A 19,698-nucleotide genomic window follows, 5' to 3' on the forward strand; every position below is an offset into this window, starting at 1 on the left:
TCCTTTTTAATATATTAATATAATTTTATAAAAGCACTGCAATGGTTACGATAGTACTAACAATTGCAATCACAATAAAGAAGAACGGAAGAACTGCCTTTACCCAACGTGGAAAAGGAACTCCTGCAATTGCTAATGCCCCCATGAGAACCGCCTGCGTAGGTGAAATAAGATTCATAGTTTCAGAACCAGCTGCACAAACCATGACTGCAAATTCTTTACCAACACCAAGAAATTCACCTAATGAACCAATAATGGGAATGGTTGCCGTTGCTAATCCTGATGATGATGGAATAAAAAAAGACAAAAATATGTATACAATATATGCAAGAGCTGGGAATACAACTCTGCTAACACCACTCATTAAGATTTCTCCAAAATGAAGAATTGTATCCATAATCAAGCCATCTGTCATAATGACAGATAGACCTTTCGCGCAGCCTAGAGTAATGGCAACTCCCAGAATATTTTGACAGCCTCCAACAAACAGGGAAATCATTTCCTTTTCTTTCATATGAGACATTTTGCCAATAATAACAGCTGCAAGCAGAAAGATTACAGTGAGTTCTTTCATTCCCCAGCCTCCCAAGGGCTGCATGTTTCCAATGAGACGTCCCACTAATGGAATTTGACAAAGATTTTCGTGAATATTATCAAATACGTAAATATTGAATTTACTGCTCCATGGAATGATTGCTAAAATCATTACGATAAAGGAAGAAGCAAACACTGTTAAAATAGCTTTTCTTTGTCTGGTAAATTCAGGAATATCATCGGTACCTAATTTATGAATATGTGATTCTATTTCATCGCGTATATCATAAACAACCGATTTGGTCGGATCTTTACGAACCTTCTCTGCATAATGCATAGTAAAAAGAATAGAAGCGATTACTGTGGCTATATAAATAACAACTCGAATCAGCATACCATCCGCAAGAGAAATTCCGGCAATATCAGAACCTATTCCTACCGAGAAAGGATTGATCAACGCACCAACAATTCCCGCTCCAGATCCAAGGAATAAAACCATACAAGCAGTCACTGCATCATAGCCCATTGCAATAAACATCGGAATAAGAATCGGATAAAATGGAATAGTTTCTTCCGAAAATCCAAACGTTGTTCCACCAATGGATGCGATAAACATTACTATAGGAATCATTAGTTTTTCTCGACCATTTAAACGATTGATCACATACATAAGACCTGCATCAAGTGATCTACTCTTTCCTATAATTCCCAAACATCCACTTAACACGAATACAAATAAGATAATGTCAATTGCACCACGGAATCCTTGCATTGGTGCAGCCAAAATATCCCAAATTCCCTGTGGATTCGATTCTACCTGCATATAAGTTCCCGCTACCGGAACATTATCCACACGAGTATATTCGCCCGCAGGAATAAGATGTGTTAAAATTGCCAACACGATCGTCAGTATTATCAAAATACAAATTGATGATGGCATTTCAAATTTTTTCTTTCTTACTTTTTGCTCTGAATCTTTCATAGTTCCCTCCCCCAATTTTTTTTGATATTTATGCAGTTTTGCTTGCTGTACTCATAGTATACGATTTAATTTTGTGTCAAATATGATACTATTTCGTTTTTTTTTATTTATATTTTGTTTGTTTTTAATAAATTGTGTTAAATTGTGTTTTTTTATGTTTATAAAATAAAAATATGATAAAATATCTACACAAATTAGGAGGGATGAATATGGCAAATATATGTCTAATTGATGATGAAAAAGCATTAAATCAAGTATTAAAAACCTATTTGGAACGCGATGGTCACTCAGTTGCTCCCTATTACTGCATACAAGATATCTATAGGCAAGCAAACTGGTACTCATTGTATGATCTTTATATTATTGACATCATGCTTCCAGATGGTAGTGGCACCGAATTGATGAGAAAGATTAAAGATAAAAATAGGAATATCCCCGTTATCTTGATTTCTGCCCGTGGGGAATGCATTGATCGTGTATTAGGATTTGAAATGGGGTGTGATGATTATTTAGCAAAACCTTTTTTACCAGCAGAACTTTGTTATCGTGTTTCTAATTTGTTAAAAAACAATAATATATCTCTCAAAAAACTTATCAACTTTAATGGGTATAGCCTTGATGAGGCCAAACGAACGATCTGCACTGAGCAACAGCTTCAAATACCTGTTACCAGTAAGGAGTTTGATATTATCCTTTATTTTGTAATGCATCCTTCAGTTGCCATTTCGCGAGATCAGCTTCTTACAGATATTTGGGGTGAAAGTTACTATGGCTATTACCGTGTAGTAGATAATCATATAAAAAATATCCGTAGAAAACTTCCAAAATTTCACTTAGAAACAATCTACGGTTTCGGATACAGGTGCACATTATGATAAGAAAAGAAGCAATCAATCAACGATTTTACAAAAATTTTTTTATTATTTCTGTTATTCTTGCTTTTGCAATTGCTGCTGCCTCTCTCTGCATCATCTACTATTGGTCATTTTACCATTATAATCATATTTTTGAAGATCGCATAATTGATGAAGAAAATCTCAAATATGCCGCAGAAATGGGCATCAAAAACGAATGGCTCTTGGGCGTAAGTACAGATTCTATTGATGTTTTGGAAGCTACATACAACGAAGAGACCAGAGATCATATTTACCAGCAAGCTTTGAACCAACAGGAAATCGAAAAATTTTATCGTGAAAAAATTGATAATAAAGAATTAATTTATTGTATTTCTTTAACGCCAAAAAATGGGGAATTTTTTTATAAATACTCTGTTATCAGAGATCTCTATCATGAAGTATTCCCATATATTGTGGGATCTTTAGCTGCATTTGTTATTTTACTTGTATTTATTTTATATTTTTATTTTCGATTTATTGAAAGACAATTTTCTTCTGAATTGGCAAAACTTCAAGCATATGCACACAAACTGGAAAATCTGGCTTTAAACACTGAACCAGTTAAGCCATGCAATAATAATAATCTTATAGATGCACTTGAAAATAGTTTTTATGAAATGCATATTAAACTTTTAAAAAAAGAACAGTTGCAAAAAAGTTCTCTTCAATATATTTCTCACGAAATGAAATCTCCTATCATGATTATAGAAAGCTATGCCGTTTCAGCTAAAGAAAAAATTTATCCGATAGGAACTTTAGATGATTCTTTAAATATTATACTAGAGCAAACAACCAGAATGAAAGAAAAGGTTTCGTCACTATTACAGTATGTAACGCTTAGTACGAAAGAAATTCAAAAAGAAATTTTTAGTTTGTCTGATATGTTTGATACGATTTTTGCCGATTATCATACACAAATCCACATGGTAAAGTATGTACATTTTCACATCCATCCATATTTAAATATTTTTGCTGACAGGCATAAAATACGGGTAGTTCTGGAAAACATTTTGGAAAATCAGCTTAAATACAAAGATTCTCAAATAGCGATCAGGGCTTACCAAAATCAGAAAGATCAAATTATCATATTATTTTATAACGACGGAGCATCTATCGGCCCCGAGTTAAAAAACCAAATCTTTACGCCATTTGCAAAAGGCTACAATGGCTCCAATGGTCTTGGGCTTTCTATCACTAAAACGATTCTTCTCCAACACCAGGGAGATATAGAACTCTTATCAACACGAAAGGGAACGCTTTTTCGCATAACCATTCCTATGTCAATATCAAGTTGTTGCTCCATTGATTCTGGCAAATCTTAACATTGTTCAAAACACCTGTATCTTTTAAAAGACGTGAATCACATTTCTATGGTTCACGTCTTTTTATCAATTATTTGATCTTAATGCTTGGTTGTCCACTTCGTATCCGTTTTAATATCTTGTACTGCCGTTCTAATTCTGCTTATTCATCCATCTGCAATCTCTTTTGATTGGTATAACCCGAATCCGGACGCTTTTTGATACGTGCATGAAGGCGCACTTTCTTAGATACTGTTAAGGGATCTTTACCGGTAATTCTTCCAATTTCTGAGAAGCTTTTGTTCTCGGTAAGACCTTTCTCGATATTAACACGCTGTTCAAATGTTAAATACTGCATGGCAGGAGATCTTCTGGTAACCGAAAAAGGTGAGGGACGCCGAATCTGGTATTACTATGATTCCGCAGCAAATCCTGTTTCAATGCGAGTGTCAGGAAAAGACTATTTTTACGTAAGAAATCTCCAGAATGATGTCATTGCACTGATTGACGACACCGGAGAGACTGTAGTAGAATACAAGTATAACAGCTGGGGAAAAATCCTGAGCATCACCGGCAGCAAAGCCGGCACCATCGGAAAAACAAACCCGTTCCGCTACAGAGGCTATTACTACGACGAAGAAACCGGAATGTACTATCTGAAGAACCGGTATTATGATCCGGAGATCCGGAGATTTATCAGTGCGGATTCGTATATTTCCGGATTTAACAGCACAATGTGCAATGTATTCTGCTATTGTGGAAATAATCCGGTATCTAATAGCGACCCAGAGGGAACTTTCTTTAAACAGATAGTGCATTTTTTTAAATCTACATGGAAAAAAACGAAGAAAGCGGTTGCTAAGGTATATAATTTTGTAAGGGAAAATATTGCAACATTTGTTGGAACAAAAAGTTATCATACCAGTAAAGTAGATGAAGTTTTAGTAGATGGAGTGGTTAAAGTTACTCAGACCATATCGACGCGTAATACTTCTTCCAATTCAGAAATGGTAACGGTATATGCAAATCATGTTAATGGTAAGAGTTTTGAATGGGGTTATTCTATGGATGTAGGTGTTGTACACTCAGGCACTTCTATTAGTCAGGGGACATTAACCCAAAGTTTAAGTATAGGAAAAAAGAAAACTATAGGAGGTAGTGTGGGTCTTAACAATAAAGGGTCTCTTATAGTGGCAACAGATTATACAGTTACATCCGATAAAAGTGAAACAACAACTGAAATATCAGTAGAAATTTCATGGATGGTTCTGGCAGCGGCATTAGGGTGCTTACTTATACCTGAATTAATGGTGGCAATGCCTGCCTTTGTAAAATTTATGGCTTAATAATTAGCAAAAAGGCTACTATTCAATTGGATTATAGTAGCCTTTTGAGAAAGGAATCATATGGCGAATCTGATATTGAGCATTTTCGAAAGAGTTATAACAATATTAATGTTTATTGCATTGGCAGTTGCTCTCGTATGCAAGAAAAAATCTAAAAAGGTACCGCTTTTTATAATCAGACCAATTTTTTTGGTTGGCTTGTTATTTATCATGTTTCAGGCAGTATTTGTGCAGCGAAATTTTAGCTCGCTGGATAAAGCGATTCGGGCATATGATATTAAGGCGAAGCCAATAGCAACCTTGCAGGATGAGAAATCTACATATGTTATCATGGATGAAGATGGATCTATTGAAGGAAGAATTTTTCCAAAAAATGGAAAGAAATGGAAATTGCCGGATTCAGCATTTTTCAGAAAAAGTATGAGCTATCCTTCAGAAGATGCCAATATTGATATGAGATCAATAGAAATACATGGAGTATGGTATATTGTAATACTCCCACATTATCTTATGGGGGAGTATTCTATAAATGAGGTTCACGATTCGGCTGGAACAGAATTTTTAAAAGCGGAATATGAGAATATAACGGTATATTATGGATATCTGAAAACGAAACCAGATGATTACTGGATTTCTGTAGATGGAGATAAAGTAGCGATCAATCTGTGAAGCGTCAAGATTGTAGGAAAAGGAGAACATAAAAATGAATATTTCACTGTCTAACTGGTGGTCGTGGGGAATCTTATTGCTGTTGCTCATGATAGTGGCAGTTGTGGATTCCAGAAAAAGAATCCCACGAAAAATATCCATATTTATACTGGTTCCGCTTTTGTCTGTGGTCATCATATTTATGATGTCCGAAAATAACAAAGAGGCTGAACAAAGTTTCCATACACTTGAGGAAGCAGTAACAGCCTATGATGATCGGTCAGATGTCGTGGCGACATTACGAGGAAAAACTTCAGCATTGGTTATTATGGATGATGGAGATGTGATGGACTCACAGATTTTTGAAAAAACAGAAAGCGGCTGGAAACTTCCGGAAGATTCAGAGTTTCAGGACACAAAGCGTTTTACAGGAGACCGGATTATAGTCGACGTATCTACCGTAGCAGTTGATGGGGAATGGTATGTTGTGGTGTCACCATATCCGGGAATAAAATCTCCCATAACGAATGTATACGATTCGGAAGGAACAGAATTTTCCGAAGCAAAAGGAAGCGAAAACGTTTACTATGGATATCTGAAAAAATACCCAGAGGACTACTGGGTTTCTGCAAGTGGACAGAAGATGGTTCCAATCGGGATTTTGAAGGATTGGGTCAGAGCTATGAAAAAAATTCTTCTGGATGGAAAATAATAAGTAGTCATTAAAATAATAGATATCATAAAACATAAAACAAAAGATTATGGGATTTCTGTAAATGGGGAGAAGATATCACTTGAGTGAAAAAACAAAACGTTTTTTTCTGATAACATTACTTCTGACACCAGCTTGCTACCAGATCATGCCGGAGATCAGAATGGCATTAGTATTGGCGGCAATGGGAGAAGCTGTATTATCGGCAGATAGAATTTGGGCAAGAAATGAAAGTTTTCCTTTTGCAAATTTATATGATGACAGGAATCCTCTGTATGTACGAAAAATGTTGAAAAAGAGGAAATGTTTTTCCGGGATAAATGGATATTTTGTAGTACAGATTTTGCTTTTGAGTTATGTTCTTCTGATGACAGCAGGGTTCATTTCTGATCATATAATACATAGAAGATATCAGGAAATCAGACTGGAATTTTTCTGGATTTACTGGGGAATAATAATGAGTCTTGGTGTAGTGGAGGCATATTATATCCATATTTATAAGAAAAGTTTCTGCTATCCGAGAAATAAAAAAGGTATCTGGATGCCATTCAGCTTTATCGGATATGAAATGCAGGGACTGGCAGGAAGGATACTGCCTGATCCAACAGAAGAAATGGAGAAAAATCAGCCTTTGGTGTTCGAAGAATGTCTTTTTAAAAACGGATATGCTAAAAAAGCAAATTATATATTAAAAGAGAATGACCAAATCTGTTTTTATCAGAAAAGAAAAAATCAACAGGTAAACTTATGGGCGATCATTGATATAGCAGATATGAAGAAAATGCATATCCAGCTTCTGAATGATGCATTTGAGATTTTCTGGTGTAATGAGCTGACCAGAGAAGAAAAAAAGAAAGATGTACGTTTTACCTTTGTGATCCAGACTGAGAGAATCAATGATGCTATAGGCAGGATTTTTTATGACGGATCAGGAATACGGATGTATAAACATCGAAGTCGTATGGCCGTTTTGTATGAGAAAAAACATGACATCATAAAAATAAAATGTACGGACCGTGAGTCCAGATATAAAAATATTTACAGAGAAATGAGAGAAGAACTGAAGCGGGTGATCGGAAGACGGGATATAGATCGGTAGACTGTATGCAAAGGGAATGTGAAAAAAAATATGCTGATCAAAGTGATAGAACCAATTGTATATCTGATAATTATTGTTAATCTGGTGATCGCTATTTCTTATAAAAGAAAATCAAAAAAGACACCAGTTAAGGTTGTTGTACCAATTGTTATATTAGGAATCGGACTCTTTGTGTGTGATACAATATATACTCACCGAAGTTTCAGTTCTGTAGAGAAAGCTGTAGAAGCATATGGTGATAATGCTGAGATTATCCGTATTCTCCAGGGAGAAAATTCTACATATGTTATCATGGATAATGAAGGAACAGTAGAGGGGAAGATCTTTCCGGAAAGTTCTGGAAAATGGAAATTGCCAGATTCTATATTTTATGGTACAGGCAGAGAGTATCAAGATGTAAAGATAAATATCGATATGTCAACGATAGAAATCAATGGGGAATGGTATGTACTGGTAGCACCGAATGATGATAATTATGTAATAGCCGATGTGAAGGATTCTGTGGGAACAAAATTTCTGGAAGCAGAAAATAACAAAAATGAAAAGATATGTTATGGATACATGGAACACAAACCGAAAGATTACTGGATTTCTGTAAATGGAGAGAAGATATCACTTGATTAAAAGAATATGTATTAGAAAAGAAAGAGGCAATTATACAGAGAAATGATCGACATGTTGAGCAAATCAATTTATTTATGCGTATATGCCCTGGTATTTGGAGGATTACTGAAATCTTTTTATTTCTATTTGGCGCCGGTCGGTGTAATGGAAATTTTGGCGGTTCTGGTAAGCCTGATGATCTCAAATATTCTATTTATTCCTACGGTTATTATACCGTCAAGATGGAAAACCCCTTATAATGTGCCGGATAGTTATAACTGTCAGAATCCATTTTATGTACACGGTATGTTAAATGACAAAAAGGAATCGAAATATGCTCTTCCTATCAGGAAAAACGGAAAGTTAAAAAGTTTTTTGTTTTTGCGAAAAATAATGATTCTGTGGCTGGGAGTGTATTTTACATATCTGGGGATGCAGTATGTAAATCCAGGTATAAATAGTACAGTGATAGAAATCCTTCTGAATATCTCGCTGGCTTTTATGATCATGGCAAGATCATGCATGTGGATATTTTATGTGAAATTTTATAAAAAGAATTATAAATACCCAACAGATAAAGAAGGAAATTGGGCGCCATTCAGTTTTCTGTGCCAGAATATCAATATGTATTATGAAAATCCGGTGTGTTACAGGGATTTACAGATACATTCTGATGTAATGGAAAAAGATTTTGGAATTTATCAATATATAAATACGTATAAAGCTCCTCGAAATGGAAAAACTTTTTTCTACAGATATGACAAAACAGATGAGATACATATTTTGGCATATGTAAAAACAGATTTGTTTCAGGAAGCGGATATCGGAAAATTAAATAAAGCTTTTGTAGAATTTTGGAAACAGTATATTACAACGAAAGAGGAAAAAAAGGAAATATATTTTTCCTTTGTGATGGAAGTAGAAGATGATAATCGTATTCTGAAGAGCATTGTACGGAATAATTCAGGGATAATGATGTATAAAAGACGATACCGTCTTGGAGCGGTATATAACCGTTATTATAATCGCCTGGAAATCCTTCCGGTATATAGATATTCGAGATATAAAAAACAATATGAGAAAATGAAAAAAGATCTGTTGGATTGTCTGGGAATATCGGATGTTGTACAGGCCTGACGACTAGGGGTGATCATAATAAACCGAAAAAGAAAAAATAATATACCTGAAAAAATTTTGTTATTTTGTATTTTATTTTTGTCATATCGTTGGATTTTTGAAGATGATAGCTTCACATTTGCAGTAGCCGGTTTGGGATATGTGACATTGACTGGATGGGTATTCAGACATGGCGAAACACCGGATCAGGATATTTCTTCGGAAAGTGTAGATGAAAATCCTTTATATGTTTATGGGATGATGAGAAAAAATAGAAAATGGCTTTCCGGAATCAGAGTGTGTTTTCTGTTTCAAATGTTGCTTTTGACAGATGTTTTTTTTGCAGCAGTATATTCCTGTTGGAAATGTTGGACGAATAGCAGTGGGAATGATGCGATTGAAAAAGCGTTATTATCACTGCATATTTTAATGATAGCGGGGTATGTTGAATTTCTGAAGCATAGTGTTAGGATTCATGCAAGAAGCTATAGGTATATAGAGAATAAAAAAGAAATCTGGATGCCATTCAGTTTTATTTGTTACAAATATGAGAAGTTAATAGATATCAAAATAACTTTTCCAGAAGAGGTCGAAGAACGAAACGTTGTATTTGAATAACTGCGCGTCGCATTCTCGTTACTTTAGTGATGAGTTAGACGCGCAAATTTTTTACCCAAAGAAAGAACACATGTTTACTTATGGCACTATATGTGCTAAAATATAGCCATGGATAGTAGAAAAAACAACAGAATCTGAGAAAAGAGTTATCAGGGAGAAATAAAAATGCAGATAATATCCAGTTATGGTGTAGAATTACGAAAACAGAATATCCCGATCCGCCAGACACTGGAGATTTATCGTGCTGCTGTCAGCTATCTGATTGGAATTTATGTGCAGGTATGGGAAGAATTAGCAGAAATCCCGGATGCAAAGAGGCGTTTTAATGCTGCAGAACATCTGGTACATACTACGAAGAAAAATCATGCCTGTTTTGATTTTGATATCCGGTTCCCAAAGATGCCTTCCTATCTGCGCAGATCTGCCATCCAGCATGCACTGGGGACAGTATCCTCTTATAAAACACGGCTGGATCTATGGGAAAAGACAGACGGAAAGAGCGGGAAACCAAAGCTTGTATATGAAAATCACGCCATGCCGGTTTTCTACCGTGATGTCATGTACCGTGAAGGAGTGGAAGGGAAAGACGAAGCATACCTGAAACTCTATGACGGTCATGACTGGAAATGGTCCTGTGTACGTCTGGAGCATACAGATATGGAACATCTGAGAAGATACTGGTCAGGGAAAAAGGCATCTGCCCCGACTCTGGAAAAGAGACACCGGAAATACTTTTTGCGTTTTTCCTATACAGAAGAAGTAACACTTACCAAAACACCTGTGAAAGAACAGGTTATCTGCAGCGTGGACTTAGGGATCAATACCGATGCAGTCTGTACCATCATGCGGGCAGACGGAACTGTCCTGGGAAGAAGATTCATAGATCATCCCAGTGAAAAAGACCGGATGTACCGCACACTGGGACGGATCCGCAGATCCCAGAGGGAACATGGCTCTGCGCAGACACAGGGAAGATGGGCATATACGAAACGTCTGAACACGGAACTTGGAAAAAAGACTGCAGGTGCGATTGTAAGATATGCGGAAGAAAACCATGCAGATGTGATCGTGTTCGAGTATCTGGAGATGCAGGGGAAGATAGCGGGAAAGAAAAAACAGAAACTGCACCTGTGGAGAAAGCGGGATATACAGAGGCGCTGTGGACATCAGGCACACAGGAAAGGGATGCGGGTATCCAGGATCTGCGCATGGAATACCAGCAGACTGGCTTATGATGGTTCCGGAGCGGTAACACGTGATTGGGAAAATCACAGCCTCTGTACTTTCCAGACAGGAAAACGATATAATTGTGACCTGTCAGCAGCCTGTAATATAGGAGCGAGATATTTTATCAGAGAACTTTTAAAACCCATTCCGGCAACGGAAAGGTCTTTACTGGAGGCAAAAGTCCCTTCTGTAAAGCGTAGAACCTCATGTGTCTATGCAGATCTGAGAAAACTCCATTCAGAAATGGAACTCTTAAAAGTAGAATAGATACAGGCAGATATACAGCGGACTACCTGTAATGTGGGAACCAGCCATATCCGGCATGGGAAATGCGCATAACTGCGCACCTAAGTTATAGGCGTATCCGCCGATATTCAGTCTGACGCCTAAAGCGTCTGGAAGCACGCGACTTCAGTCGTGGGAGGTTCACAAAGGGCTTTTACATAACCAGTACCAAAAAAAGTCAGAATATGAACTGGACGAAAAAGGAAAAGTAAGTTTTTTCAAGAAAAATAGAAATAATCAGGTGAATATCTGGGCGCTTATAGATATTACAGATATGGATAGAAATGATGTTTTGTTGTTAAATGATAAATTTGCAGAGTTCTGGATCAATGAGATGACCAGAGAAGAAAAAAAGAAGGATATTCGTTTTACATTTGTGATCCAGGTAGATGAAATAAATGATTACCTGCAGGAAACTTTTTATGAAAGCGGGGGAATCTTTATGGCTAAGCACAGAAGCCGGCTGCCTGTATTATATGTACGCAAACACGATATCCTGAAAGTAAAATGGGCTGATGATAATTCAAGATATATGAATATCAATAAGGAAATGAGAAAAGAGTTAAAGAAAATATATGATGATTCGGAGATAGAATCCATTAATAGCTGAAGAAAGGAATCATATGGCGAATCTGATATTGAGCATTTTCGAAAGAGTTATAACAATATTAATGTTTATTGCATTGGCAGTTGCTCTCGTATGCAAGAAAAAATCTAAAAAAGTACCGCTTTTTATTCGGTCACAACCGAGTCAGCCATGACCGAATAAAAAATATGTACATATCTACTCCTCAAACCTACAAAGCGCCTTCTGTTGTGCTCCATAAATGGAGTGATTTCCATTGATCAGATAAGCGAGGATGCATACCAGGATGAGGGGAAGGGTATTTCGGGTGCCGAAGACTTCCAGGCCGATAAGGATCGGGGCGATGAGGGTATTGGTGGCGCTGCCGAATACTGCGGCGTAGCCAAGTGCCCCGCAGATAATGGGAGGGATCCCGAGGATGGAACCCAGGACGACTCCAAGGGAAGCGCCGATGGAGAACAGTGGTGTCACTTCGCCGCCCTGAAAACCGATGGCAAGTGTAAATACAGTAAACAGAAGCTTCAGAATCCAGTCATATCCGTAAATCGTTTCTCTGGCAAAGGAAGCGGAGATGAGATTGGTTCCAAGACCTGTGTAGCGTCCGCCGTGGATCACAAACAGCAGAGCTGCCAGTGGAATGGCCATGACACCGATGCGGATCAGAGGATTTGAAATTTTTTCCCCGAATAATTTCTTTGCTTTCTGAAGAAGTACGGAAAAGCATCGTCCGGCGAGACCAAAGGCAAGCCCGAGAGCAATGAGAGAGATCATGCTTCGGAGATCGGTCACAGTCCAGGTGTCCTGGATATCCACAGCAAATTTTTCCAGTCCCAGGAAATGAGAGGTGAAGGAGGCTGTATATGCGGCAATAAGTGCCGGCAGCAGCGCATCGTACTCAAGATATCCGGCAACGATCACCTCCATGGCAAAAAATACAGCGGCCAGTGGCGTCTGGAACAGACCGCCAAAACCGGCAGCCATACCGGTGATCAGCATGACAGGCTTATTTTCCCGGATATGCAGCCTGCGTCCTGCCTCGTGAGAGAGTGTAGCACCGATCTGCACGGCAACACCTTCACGACCGGCACTTCCTCCGAAGAGATGAGTGATCCAGGTGCCGATCATTACCAGAGGGACAAGGGCCAGAGGAATCTGGTCTCTTTTTTTCTGCCCGGTTTCGAAGATCAGGGACATGCCCTTTAAGCTTAAGGTGCTGAAATGATGATACATCCACACAATAAGAAGTCCGGCCAGAGGCAGGAAGGGCAGCAGATATCGCCAGTGTGCGGTGCGAAGATCAGAGATCGCCAGCAGGCCCCGGCCGAAGATGGTATCTACGATTCCGACGCAGATTCCCACGACCACTGCAAGGACAGCATATTTCAGCTGTAGGATCCGATGTTCTTTTTGGATAGTTTCTTTTGTCATAGTAACTCCTTTCAATCTCCCGGATCTTAAAAATCCATCAAAAAAAGCTGGTAACCCCGTGCATTGCACAGAAGTCATCAGCTCATTGGCGGTTTCGATAAAGATCGGGGGAGAACTTCATTCCCTTTCTGCCTGAGAGTATAGCATCCGAGGCTGATATCGTCAATAGTCAGACGGAAATCCGGAGTATCTTATTTGTTACAGGTGTGCTATGATTAAACAAATCGGCAGGTTACGGGTGAAGCAGCAAAGCGTAATATGCTGCGACTAAGACTTGCACATATAAGAATGTAAAAATAACGGAGGAGACACCATGGAAGAACCAAGAATTGACAAAACGATCTATACAGGAAGACCGGAGAATACCGAGGGCCGTCTGGAGAAGGAAATCGCAGTGTACGATTTTCTGGACAGTCTTGGGATTGAATATAAAAGAGCAGATCATGAAGCACTGATGACCATGGAGGCCTGCGAGGCAGTGGATCAGCTTCTGGGAGCGCAGATATGCAAAAATCTTTTTCTCTGCAACCGACAGAAAACGGAGTTCTATCTGTTGCTGATGCCGGGAGAGAAGCCGTTTAAAACAAAATTTCTTTCCAAACAGATCGGAACAGCCAGACTTTCCTTTGCAGACGGAGAGCAGATGGAGGAATATCTGAACATTACACCGGGGTCCTTAAGTTTGATGGGACTGATCTTTGATAAAGAAAAGAAGGTACACCTGGTGATCGATAAAGAAGTCCTGGATGAAGAAAATTTCGGATGCCATCCGTGTATCAATACTTCCACTCTGTTAATGAAGACCAGTGATGTAAAAGAAAAAATCCTGCCGGCATTGGGCCACGAATATCAGGTGGTCGAGCTGCCGACAGAATAGAAAATCAACGTATGGGTGTAAAGTCCTTTTTGTTGGACTCTGCTATGATGTAATGGGGGCGCTGCTTGACCTCCATATAGGTTTTGGCTATGTATTGTCCCATGATACCCAGGCAGAAAAGCTGCAGGCCGCCGATGAAGATGATGACACAGATGGTGGAAGCCCAGCCTGGGACCGGATCATCAAAGATCAGCTTTCGGACGATGATGGCTACCAGGACCAGAAAGGAAAAACCGGTCATGGTCGTTCCGAACCAGGAGGCGATGGTCAGCGGTACCTGAGAGAAATTGATGATGCCGCTGACTGCGTATTTAAACAGCTTCCAGAAGTTCCACTTGGTCTCACCGGCTACGCGTTCGATATTTTTGTAGGGGAGCCAGCAGGTGCGGAAACCGATCCAGCCGAATATTCCCTTGGAAAAGCGGTTGTACTCACTCATGGAGACAATGGCATCCACCATACTGCGTTTCATCAGACGGAAGTCTCTGGCACCGTCCACAATATCTGCATCCGAGATCTTATTGATCAGCTGATAAAATTTCCGGGCAAAAAAGCTCCGGATAGGTGGCTCTCCGTCACGGCTGACACGTCTGGTGGCAACGCTGTCATATTCTCCGGATTCCAGCTTCTCCAGCATTTCCGGGAGAAGGGACGGCGGATCCTGAAGATCAGCGTCCATTACTGCTACATAATCGCCGCCGGCATTGCAGAAGCCTGCATACATGGCAGCTTCCTTTCCGAAGTTTCTGGAAAAAGAAAGATAGATCACATGAGGATCCTTTTCGGAAAGCTCTTTTAAAATCTCGAGGGTTCTGTCTCTGGAACCGTCATTCACAAAGATCAGTTCATAATCACAGTTCATTTGCCTGAGGACAGAAGTGGCTTCCGGGTAAAAAAGCGGAAGGGATTCTTCCTCATTGAAGCATGGTATAATTAAAGAAATCATTTTTTGCCTCGTTTTCCAGATCATAAAAAATGATCATTTTGGCGGTTATCTGTAGTCCGCCCTGGTTTCAGGTTGCTTTTGGATGGGTACTATCATATCATATTTGTCCGGAATCGGCTATAAAACAGGGGATTTTTTTCTTGCACCGCTGTTTTTTTGTGATAAACTGTAAAAAAAGATAAACAAGAGGTGTGATATGCTGGAAAAATTTAACAGCTTTATAGAGAAATGGATGGCTTTTGTGACGCCGGCTTGTCTGCTTACGGGGGTACTGTTTCCGGATATTGCGAAGCATGGCGTGCCCTATGTGACGTATGCTTTTGCGTTTATGACCTTTATCGGCGCACTGAAATCCAGATTCCGTGATGTGGCAGATGTGTTTAAGCGGCCGCTTCCGTTGATCCTGATGCTGCTGGTCCTTCATGTGCTGGGACCGGTGGCCGCCTGCGGTCTGGGACATCTTCTGTTCCCGGGCAATATGAATTATATCACAGGAATGGTGCTGGAATTTTCCGTACCTGCAGCGGTGATCAGTCTGATGTGGGTATCCATTTATAATGGAAACAGTCCGCTGTCACTTTCGCTGGTTGTGATCGATACGATCCTGGCTCCCTTTCTGATCCCGGCAGTATTGAAGCTTCTGGTGGGCTCCAGCGTAAAAATGGATACTGTGGGAATGATGAAGGAGCTGGTTTTCATGATTGCTCTGCCGGCAGTCCTTGCCATGTGCCTTAATGAAGTCAGCCATGGAAAGGTTATGGAGACCTGGCCGAAAAAGCTGGCACCTTTTTCAAAAATGTGCCTGATCTTTGTGGTAACTTCCAATTCCTCCAAGGTTTCTCCTTATATGAAGCATCTTAACGGAGAACGGCTGGAGGTAGCAGCAGCGATCCTGGTCCTGGCAGCAGGGGGATATGCCATCGGCTGGATCATTGCCATTCTTACAAGGCAGAATAAAGCGGTAACGGTTTCCATGATCTATGGTTCCGGAATGCGGAATATCAGCGCCGGTGCGGTGATCGCAGGAGCGTATTTTCCGGCGGAAACATTATTTCCGGTTATGATCGGAACGTTATTTCAGCAGATCCTGGCGGCTTTTTACGGAAGTATGATGCGCCGGATCCAGACCGGACAGCAGGAAAGGGAGAAGGAGCATGGAGTTTCAGCATGAATTGATCATTCCCAATGAGGGATTTCCTTTTAAGCTTTTTCTTTTTGAAGGAAGAAACGGAAATTATGTACGGGAAAAACACTGGCATACTTCGATCGAGATCTTTGCGGTGATGGAGGGGAGCCTTTATTTCTATATCGATGAGAAAGAGTATCCGCTGAAGGCAGGGGAGTTTCTGATCATTAATTCCAATGAAGTACATTCTATTCAGGCGCCAGTACGTAATGAGACCATCGTACTGCAGATCCCGCTGAAGCAGTTTTCGGATTATTTTACCGCTCAGAGGTTCATCCGTTTTCGGAGCAGAAACGAAGAGTCTGAGGAAACAGACAGGCGGATGGTTTCTCTGATCCGGGAGATGTATCGGGTGTACGTATCCGGGGAAACGGGGTATGAATTCCGTATCAGGGCAGTGTTCTATGAAGTCCTTTATCTTATGGTTTCCGCATACAGGGAAACAGAGGTGGAGGAGAATGCGCTGAAGATCAGCCGCAGATTGGATGCTTTGTCAAAAATAACCACTTATATGCGGGAGCATTACAAGGAGGATCTCAGGCTTTCCGGACTTGCAGCCATGTTCGGATATTCCGATGCATATCTGTCAAGGATGTTCCGGAAATATGCGAAGGTCAATTTTAAGACATATTTACAGGATATCCGCATGGCATACGCCTATAAGGAGCTTTTGAATACAGATCATACCATCAGCTCCATCGCACTTGACAACGGGTTTGCAAGCAGCAGGGCTTTTTCCAGGGAATTTGTAAAGCGTTACGGGATCCTGCCGGGAAGAGTGGAGCGTCAGAATCATAAAAATGTCAAAAAAGTGCTATGAATGAGTCAAGAAAAGCGGCGAAAAGCATACCATGATGTGGTATGCTTTTTTCAGTTCAAAACGAAGATACAGAGAAGCTGTGAAACAGTAATTTTGTAAGGAGGGTTAAATCGTGAAAATTCAGAAAGTAACAGATCCGGCTTTCCGCAGATACGGAAAGGTTCTGGAGGGATACAATTTCGGTCCGCTTCTGAAGGAGATGAAGCATACACCGGTTCCGGAGGATGTGGTATATGTTCCGTCAGCAGAGGAGCTGGAAGCTCTCGATGTGGAAAAAGAGCTGAAAAACAGAGCGTTTGGTGGATTACCTGTCCAGATCGGATATTGCAATGGTCACAATAAAAAGCTGAATGCCCTGGAATATCATCGGAATTCCGAGATCAATGTAGCAGTGACAGATCTTGTACTGCTTATCGGACATCAGCAGGATATAGAAGAGGATCTTACATACGATACCTCAAAGGTGGAGGCATTTCTGGTACCGGCAGGAACCGGGATCGAGGTTTATGCCACAACGCTCCACTATGCACCGTGTCATGTGAATGAGAGTGGATTTCAGTGTGTAGTTGTTCTTCCGAAAGGAACCAACACAGAGATTGATTTTCCGATGTCAGAGGACGGAGAGGACGGTCTGATGACAGCCAGAAATAAATGGCTTATCGCTCATGAGGATGCGAAGATCGAAGGCGCATTCAACGGATTGAAGGGTGAAAATATCACACTTGACTGATTTTGGGTGAAGTGAATAGTTACAAACGAACAATAATATCACCGGTGGAAAATCTGCCGGATATAAAAAGGAGAATGAAGATTATGAACAACATGCCAGAAGTTAAGATCGGAATCGTTGCAGTCAGCAGAGATTGTTTTCCGGAAAGCCTTTCCGTAAACAGGAGAAAAGCTCTTGTAGACGCTTACACAAAGAAATACGATGCAAAGGATATCTACGAATGTCCGGTCTGTATCGTAGAGAGTGAGATCCATATGGTCCAGGCTCTGGAGGATATCAAAAAAGCAGGCTGTAACGCACTCTGTGTATATCTTGGAAACTTCGGACCGGAGATTTCTGAGACCCTTCTTGCAAAGCATTTCGAGGGACCGAAGATGTTTATCGCAGCAGCTGAGGAAACACAGGATAATCTCTGCCAGGGACGTGGAGATGCTTACTGCGGTATGCTGAATGCAAGCTATAATCTGCAGCTTCGTAATGTAAAAGCCTATATTCCGGAGTATCCGGTAGGTGATGCAGAGGACTGCGCGGATATGATCCATGAATTCCTTCCTATCGCAAGAGCAATCGAGGGATTGAGCAACCTGAAGATTATCAGCTTCGGACCGCGTCCTACAAACTTCCTTGCCTGCAATGCACCGATCAAACAGCTTTACAACCTTGGCGTTGAGATTGAGGAGAACTCAGAGCTGGACCTTTTCGAGGCATTCAACAAGCATGAAGGCGATGAAAGGATCCCGGCGATCGTAAAAGAGATGGAAGAAGAGCTTGGTGCGGGAAACAAGAAACCTGAGATCCTTCCGAAGCTTGCACAGTACGAGCTGACTCTGAAGGACTGGGTAAGAGATCACAAAGGATATCGTAAATATGTAACACTGACAGGAAAATGCTGGCCTGCATTCCAGACACAGTTTGGATTTGTTCCATGTTATGTAAACAGTCGTCTGACAGCACAGGGCATTCCGGTATCCTGTGAGGTTGATATCTATGGTACATTAAGTGAGTTTATCGGACAGGTAGTAAGTGATGATATCGTTACACTTCTTGATATCAATAACTCCGTTCCGAAGGATATGTACAAAGAATCTATCGAAGGAAAATTCAACTATACGCTTCAGGATACCTTTATGGGATTCCATTGTGGAAACACAGCATCCAGCAAGCTGTCCTTCTGTGAGATGAAATATCAGATGATCATGGCAAGATCCCTTCCGATCGAGGTTACAAACGGAACTCTTGAGGGAGATATCAAGCCTGGCGATATCACCTTCTATCGTCTGCAGAGTACAGCGGACAACAAGCTTCGCGCATATATCGCACACGGCGAGGTTCTTCCGGTTGCAACACGTTCCTTCGGTGCTATCGGTGTATTTGCAATTCCGGAGATGGGACGTTTCTACCGTCACGTGCTGATCGAGGGAGGATTCCCGCATCACGGTGCTGTAGCATTCGGACATCACGGAAAAGCTCTCTTCGAGGTGTTCAAATACATCGGTGTACCGGTTGAAGAGATCGGTTACAATCAGCCGGCAGGCGTGAGATATCCGACAGAGAATCCTTGGAGATAATTAAAACAGGCAGGTAAGATCATCCGTACGTGCTGCCTGATACAAGCAAGTCCCCACTCACTGCTTATTGCTTTTCGTAACCTCGCAGGGGACTTTCTTGATTTGGTTAAATACGATTCAGAAACCGCGAGCTCTCAGGCGTGCAGACGCTGCGAACTGAGAGCCGCGGTTTCTGTATTTACAGGAGGAA

Annotated in this window: 20 protein-coding genes and 1 riboswitch; of the genes, 16 read left to right on the forward strand and 4 right to left on the reverse strand. The window is 40.5% G+C overall.

Translation table 11 applies throughout. The features are described 5' to 3' along the window. Positions 1-25: 25 nt before the first annotated feature. Positions 26-1,516 (reverse strand): YfcC family protein, encoded by a 1,491-nt coding sequence (locus tag MUB50_RS12025; RefSeq protein WP_110102839.1) that lies wholly within the window; start codon positions 1,514-1,516, stop codon positions 26-28. A gap of 209 nt (positions 1,517-1,725) precedes the next feature. Between MUB50_RS12025 and MUB50_RS12030 the strand changes: the two genes are divergently transcribed. After that, positions 1,726-2,391: a response regulator transcription factor gene (locus tag MUB50_RS12030; RefSeq protein WP_158293301.1), complete on the forward strand. Its 666-nt coding sequence runs from the start codon at positions 1,726-1,728 to the stop codon at positions 2,389-2,391. Further along, positions 2,388-3,734: a sensor histidine kinase gene (locus MUB50_RS12035; RefSeq protein WP_110102837.1), complete on the forward strand. Its 1,347-nt coding sequence runs from the start codon at positions 2,388-2,390 to the stop codon at positions 3,732-3,734. The genes MUB50_RS12030 and MUB50_RS12035 overlap by 4 nt, the downstream gene beginning before the upstream one ends. A 142-nt stretch (positions 3,735-3,876) precedes the next feature. On the opposite strand, the gene MUB50_RS12040 is transcribed toward MUB50_RS12035, so the two are convergent. Continuing rightward, entirely contained in the window at positions 3,877-4,071 is a 195-nt protein-coding gene (locus tag MUB50_RS12040; protein ID WP_110102836.1) for a helix-turn-helix domain-containing protein, read from the reverse strand. Between MUB50_RS12040 and MUB50_RS12045 the strand changes: the two genes are divergently transcribed. The 9 genes from MUB50_RS12045 (at position 4,070) to MUB50_RS12085 (ending at position 11,977) form a co-directional block, all read left to right on the forward strand. After that, on the forward strand, positions 4,070-5,059 hold the full coding sequence (locus MUB50_RS12045; protein WP_244791247.1) for an RHS repeat-associated core domain-containing protein: 990 nt from the start codon (positions 4,070-4,072) through the stop codon (positions 5,057-5,059). The genes MUB50_RS12040 and MUB50_RS12045 overlap by 2 nt on opposite strands. Before the next feature lie 60 nt (positions 5,060-5,119). Then, complete coding sequence (locus MUB50_RS12050) at positions 5,120-5,728, forward strand: hypothetical protein (protein ID WP_244791245.1); 609 nt, start codon at positions 5,120-5,122, stop codon at positions 5,726-5,728. A gap of 34 nt (positions 5,729-5,762) precedes the next feature. Further along, entirely contained in the window at positions 5,763-6,419 is a 657-nt protein-coding gene (locus MUB50_RS12055) for a hypothetical protein (RefSeq protein ID WP_138276604.1), read from the forward strand. An 82-nt stretch (positions 6,420-6,501) separates the two neighbouring features. After that, positions 6,502-7,518 (forward strand): hypothetical protein, encoded by a 1,017-nt coding sequence (locus MUB50_RS12060; protein ID WP_138276603.1) that lies wholly within the window; start codon positions 6,502-6,504, stop codon positions 7,516-7,518. Positions 7,519-7,548: 30 nt separating this feature from the next. Then, positions 7,549-8,142, forward strand: coding sequence for a hypothetical protein (locus tag MUB50_RS12065; protein ID WP_138276602.1), 594 nt, complete (start codon positions 7,549-7,551; stop codon positions 8,140-8,142). A 762-nt stretch (positions 8,143-8,904) separates the two neighbouring features. Further along, positions 8,905-9,258 (forward strand): hypothetical protein, encoded by a 354-nt coding sequence (locus MUB50_RS12070; RefSeq protein ID WP_244791243.1) that lies wholly within the window; start codon positions 8,905-8,907, stop codon positions 9,256-9,258. A gap of 9 nt (positions 9,259-9,267) precedes the next feature. Then, positions 9,268-9,855 carry a hypothetical protein gene (locus MUB50_RS12075; RefSeq protein ID WP_244791242.1) on the forward strand — a complete coding sequence of 196 codons (588 nt, stop codon included), beginning with the start codon at positions 9,268-9,270 and terminating at the stop codon, positions 9,853-9,855. A 165-nt stretch (positions 9,856-10,020) separates the two neighbouring features. Beyond that, entirely contained in the window at positions 10,021-11,349 is a 1,329-nt protein-coding gene (locus MUB50_RS12080; protein ID WP_244791240.1) for a transposase, read from the forward strand. Between the two features lie 292 nt (positions 11,350-11,641). Next, positions 11,642-11,977, forward strand: coding sequence for a hypothetical protein (locus MUB50_RS12085; RefSeq protein WP_244791238.1), 336 nt, complete (start codon positions 11,642-11,644; stop codon positions 11,975-11,977). A gap of 174 nt (positions 11,978-12,151) precedes the next feature. Here MUB50_RS12085 and MUB50_RS12090 read toward each other — a convergent pair whose 3' ends face one another. Next, positions 12,152-13,381, reverse strand: a complete 1,230-nt coding sequence (locus tag MUB50_RS12090; protein ID WP_244791236.1) for a chloride channel protein — start codon at positions 13,379-13,381, stop codon at positions 12,152-12,154. Between the two features lie 61 nt (positions 13,382-13,442). Beyond that, positions 13,443-13,515: riboswitch (Fluoride riboswitch) on the reverse strand. Between the two features lie 179 nt (positions 13,516-13,694). On the opposite strand from MUB50_RS12090, the gene MUB50_RS12095 reads away from it, so the two are divergent. Further along, a complete protein-coding gene (locus MUB50_RS12095) occupies positions 13,695-14,258 on the forward strand; it encodes a prolyl-tRNA synthetase associated domain-containing protein (RefSeq protein ID WP_244791234.1) in 564 nt (187 codons plus the stop codon). 4 nt (positions 14,259-14,262) lie between these two features. Here the strand turns inward: MUB50_RS12095 and MUB50_RS12100 are convergent, their stop codons facing one another. Beyond that, positions 14,263-15,204, reverse strand: coding sequence for a glycosyltransferase family 2 protein (locus MUB50_RS12100; protein ID WP_015527465.1), 942 nt, complete (start codon positions 15,202-15,204; stop codon positions 14,263-14,265). 196 nt (positions 15,205-15,400) lie between these two features. Here MUB50_RS12100 and MUB50_RS12105 point away from each other — a divergent pair, with 196 nt between their 5' ends. The 4 genes from MUB50_RS12105 to MUB50_RS12120 all read left to right on the forward strand — a co-directional run bounded on the left by MUB50_RS12105 (position 15,401) and on the right by MUB50_RS12120 (position 19,508). After that, positions 15,401-16,375, forward strand: coding sequence for a bile acid:sodium symporter family protein (locus tag MUB50_RS12105; protein WP_244791232.1), 975 nt, complete (start codon positions 15,401-15,403; stop codon positions 16,373-16,375). Continuing rightward, the gene (locus MUB50_RS12110) at positions 16,359-17,210 is read left to right on the forward strand and encodes an AraC family transcriptional regulator (protein WP_118608656.1); all 852 of its coding nucleotides are present in this window, start codon (positions 16,359-16,361) and stop codon (positions 17,208-17,210) included. Before MUB50_RS12105 ends, MUB50_RS12110 begins: the two co-directional genes overlap by 17 nt. 112 nt (positions 17,211-17,322) lie before the next feature. Continuing rightward, positions 17,323-17,940, forward strand: a complete 618-nt coding sequence (locus MUB50_RS12115) for a DUF4867 family protein (protein ID WP_114002067.1) — start codon at positions 17,323-17,325, stop codon at positions 17,938-17,940. A gap of 83 nt (positions 17,941-18,023) precedes the next feature. Then, positions 18,024-19,508 carry an L-fucose/L-arabinose isomerase family protein gene (locus tag MUB50_RS12120; RefSeq protein WP_015527462.1) on the forward strand — a complete coding sequence of 495 codons (1,485 nt, stop codon included), beginning with the start codon at positions 18,024-18,026 and terminating at the stop codon, positions 19,506-19,508. Positions 19,509-19,698: the final 190 nt, after the last annotated feature.

This window comes from Blautia sp. NSJ-140, from assembly GCF_022868965.1.
Taxonomy (GTDB): Bacteria; Bacillota; Clostridia; order Lachnospirales; family Lachnospiraceae; genus Blautia_A.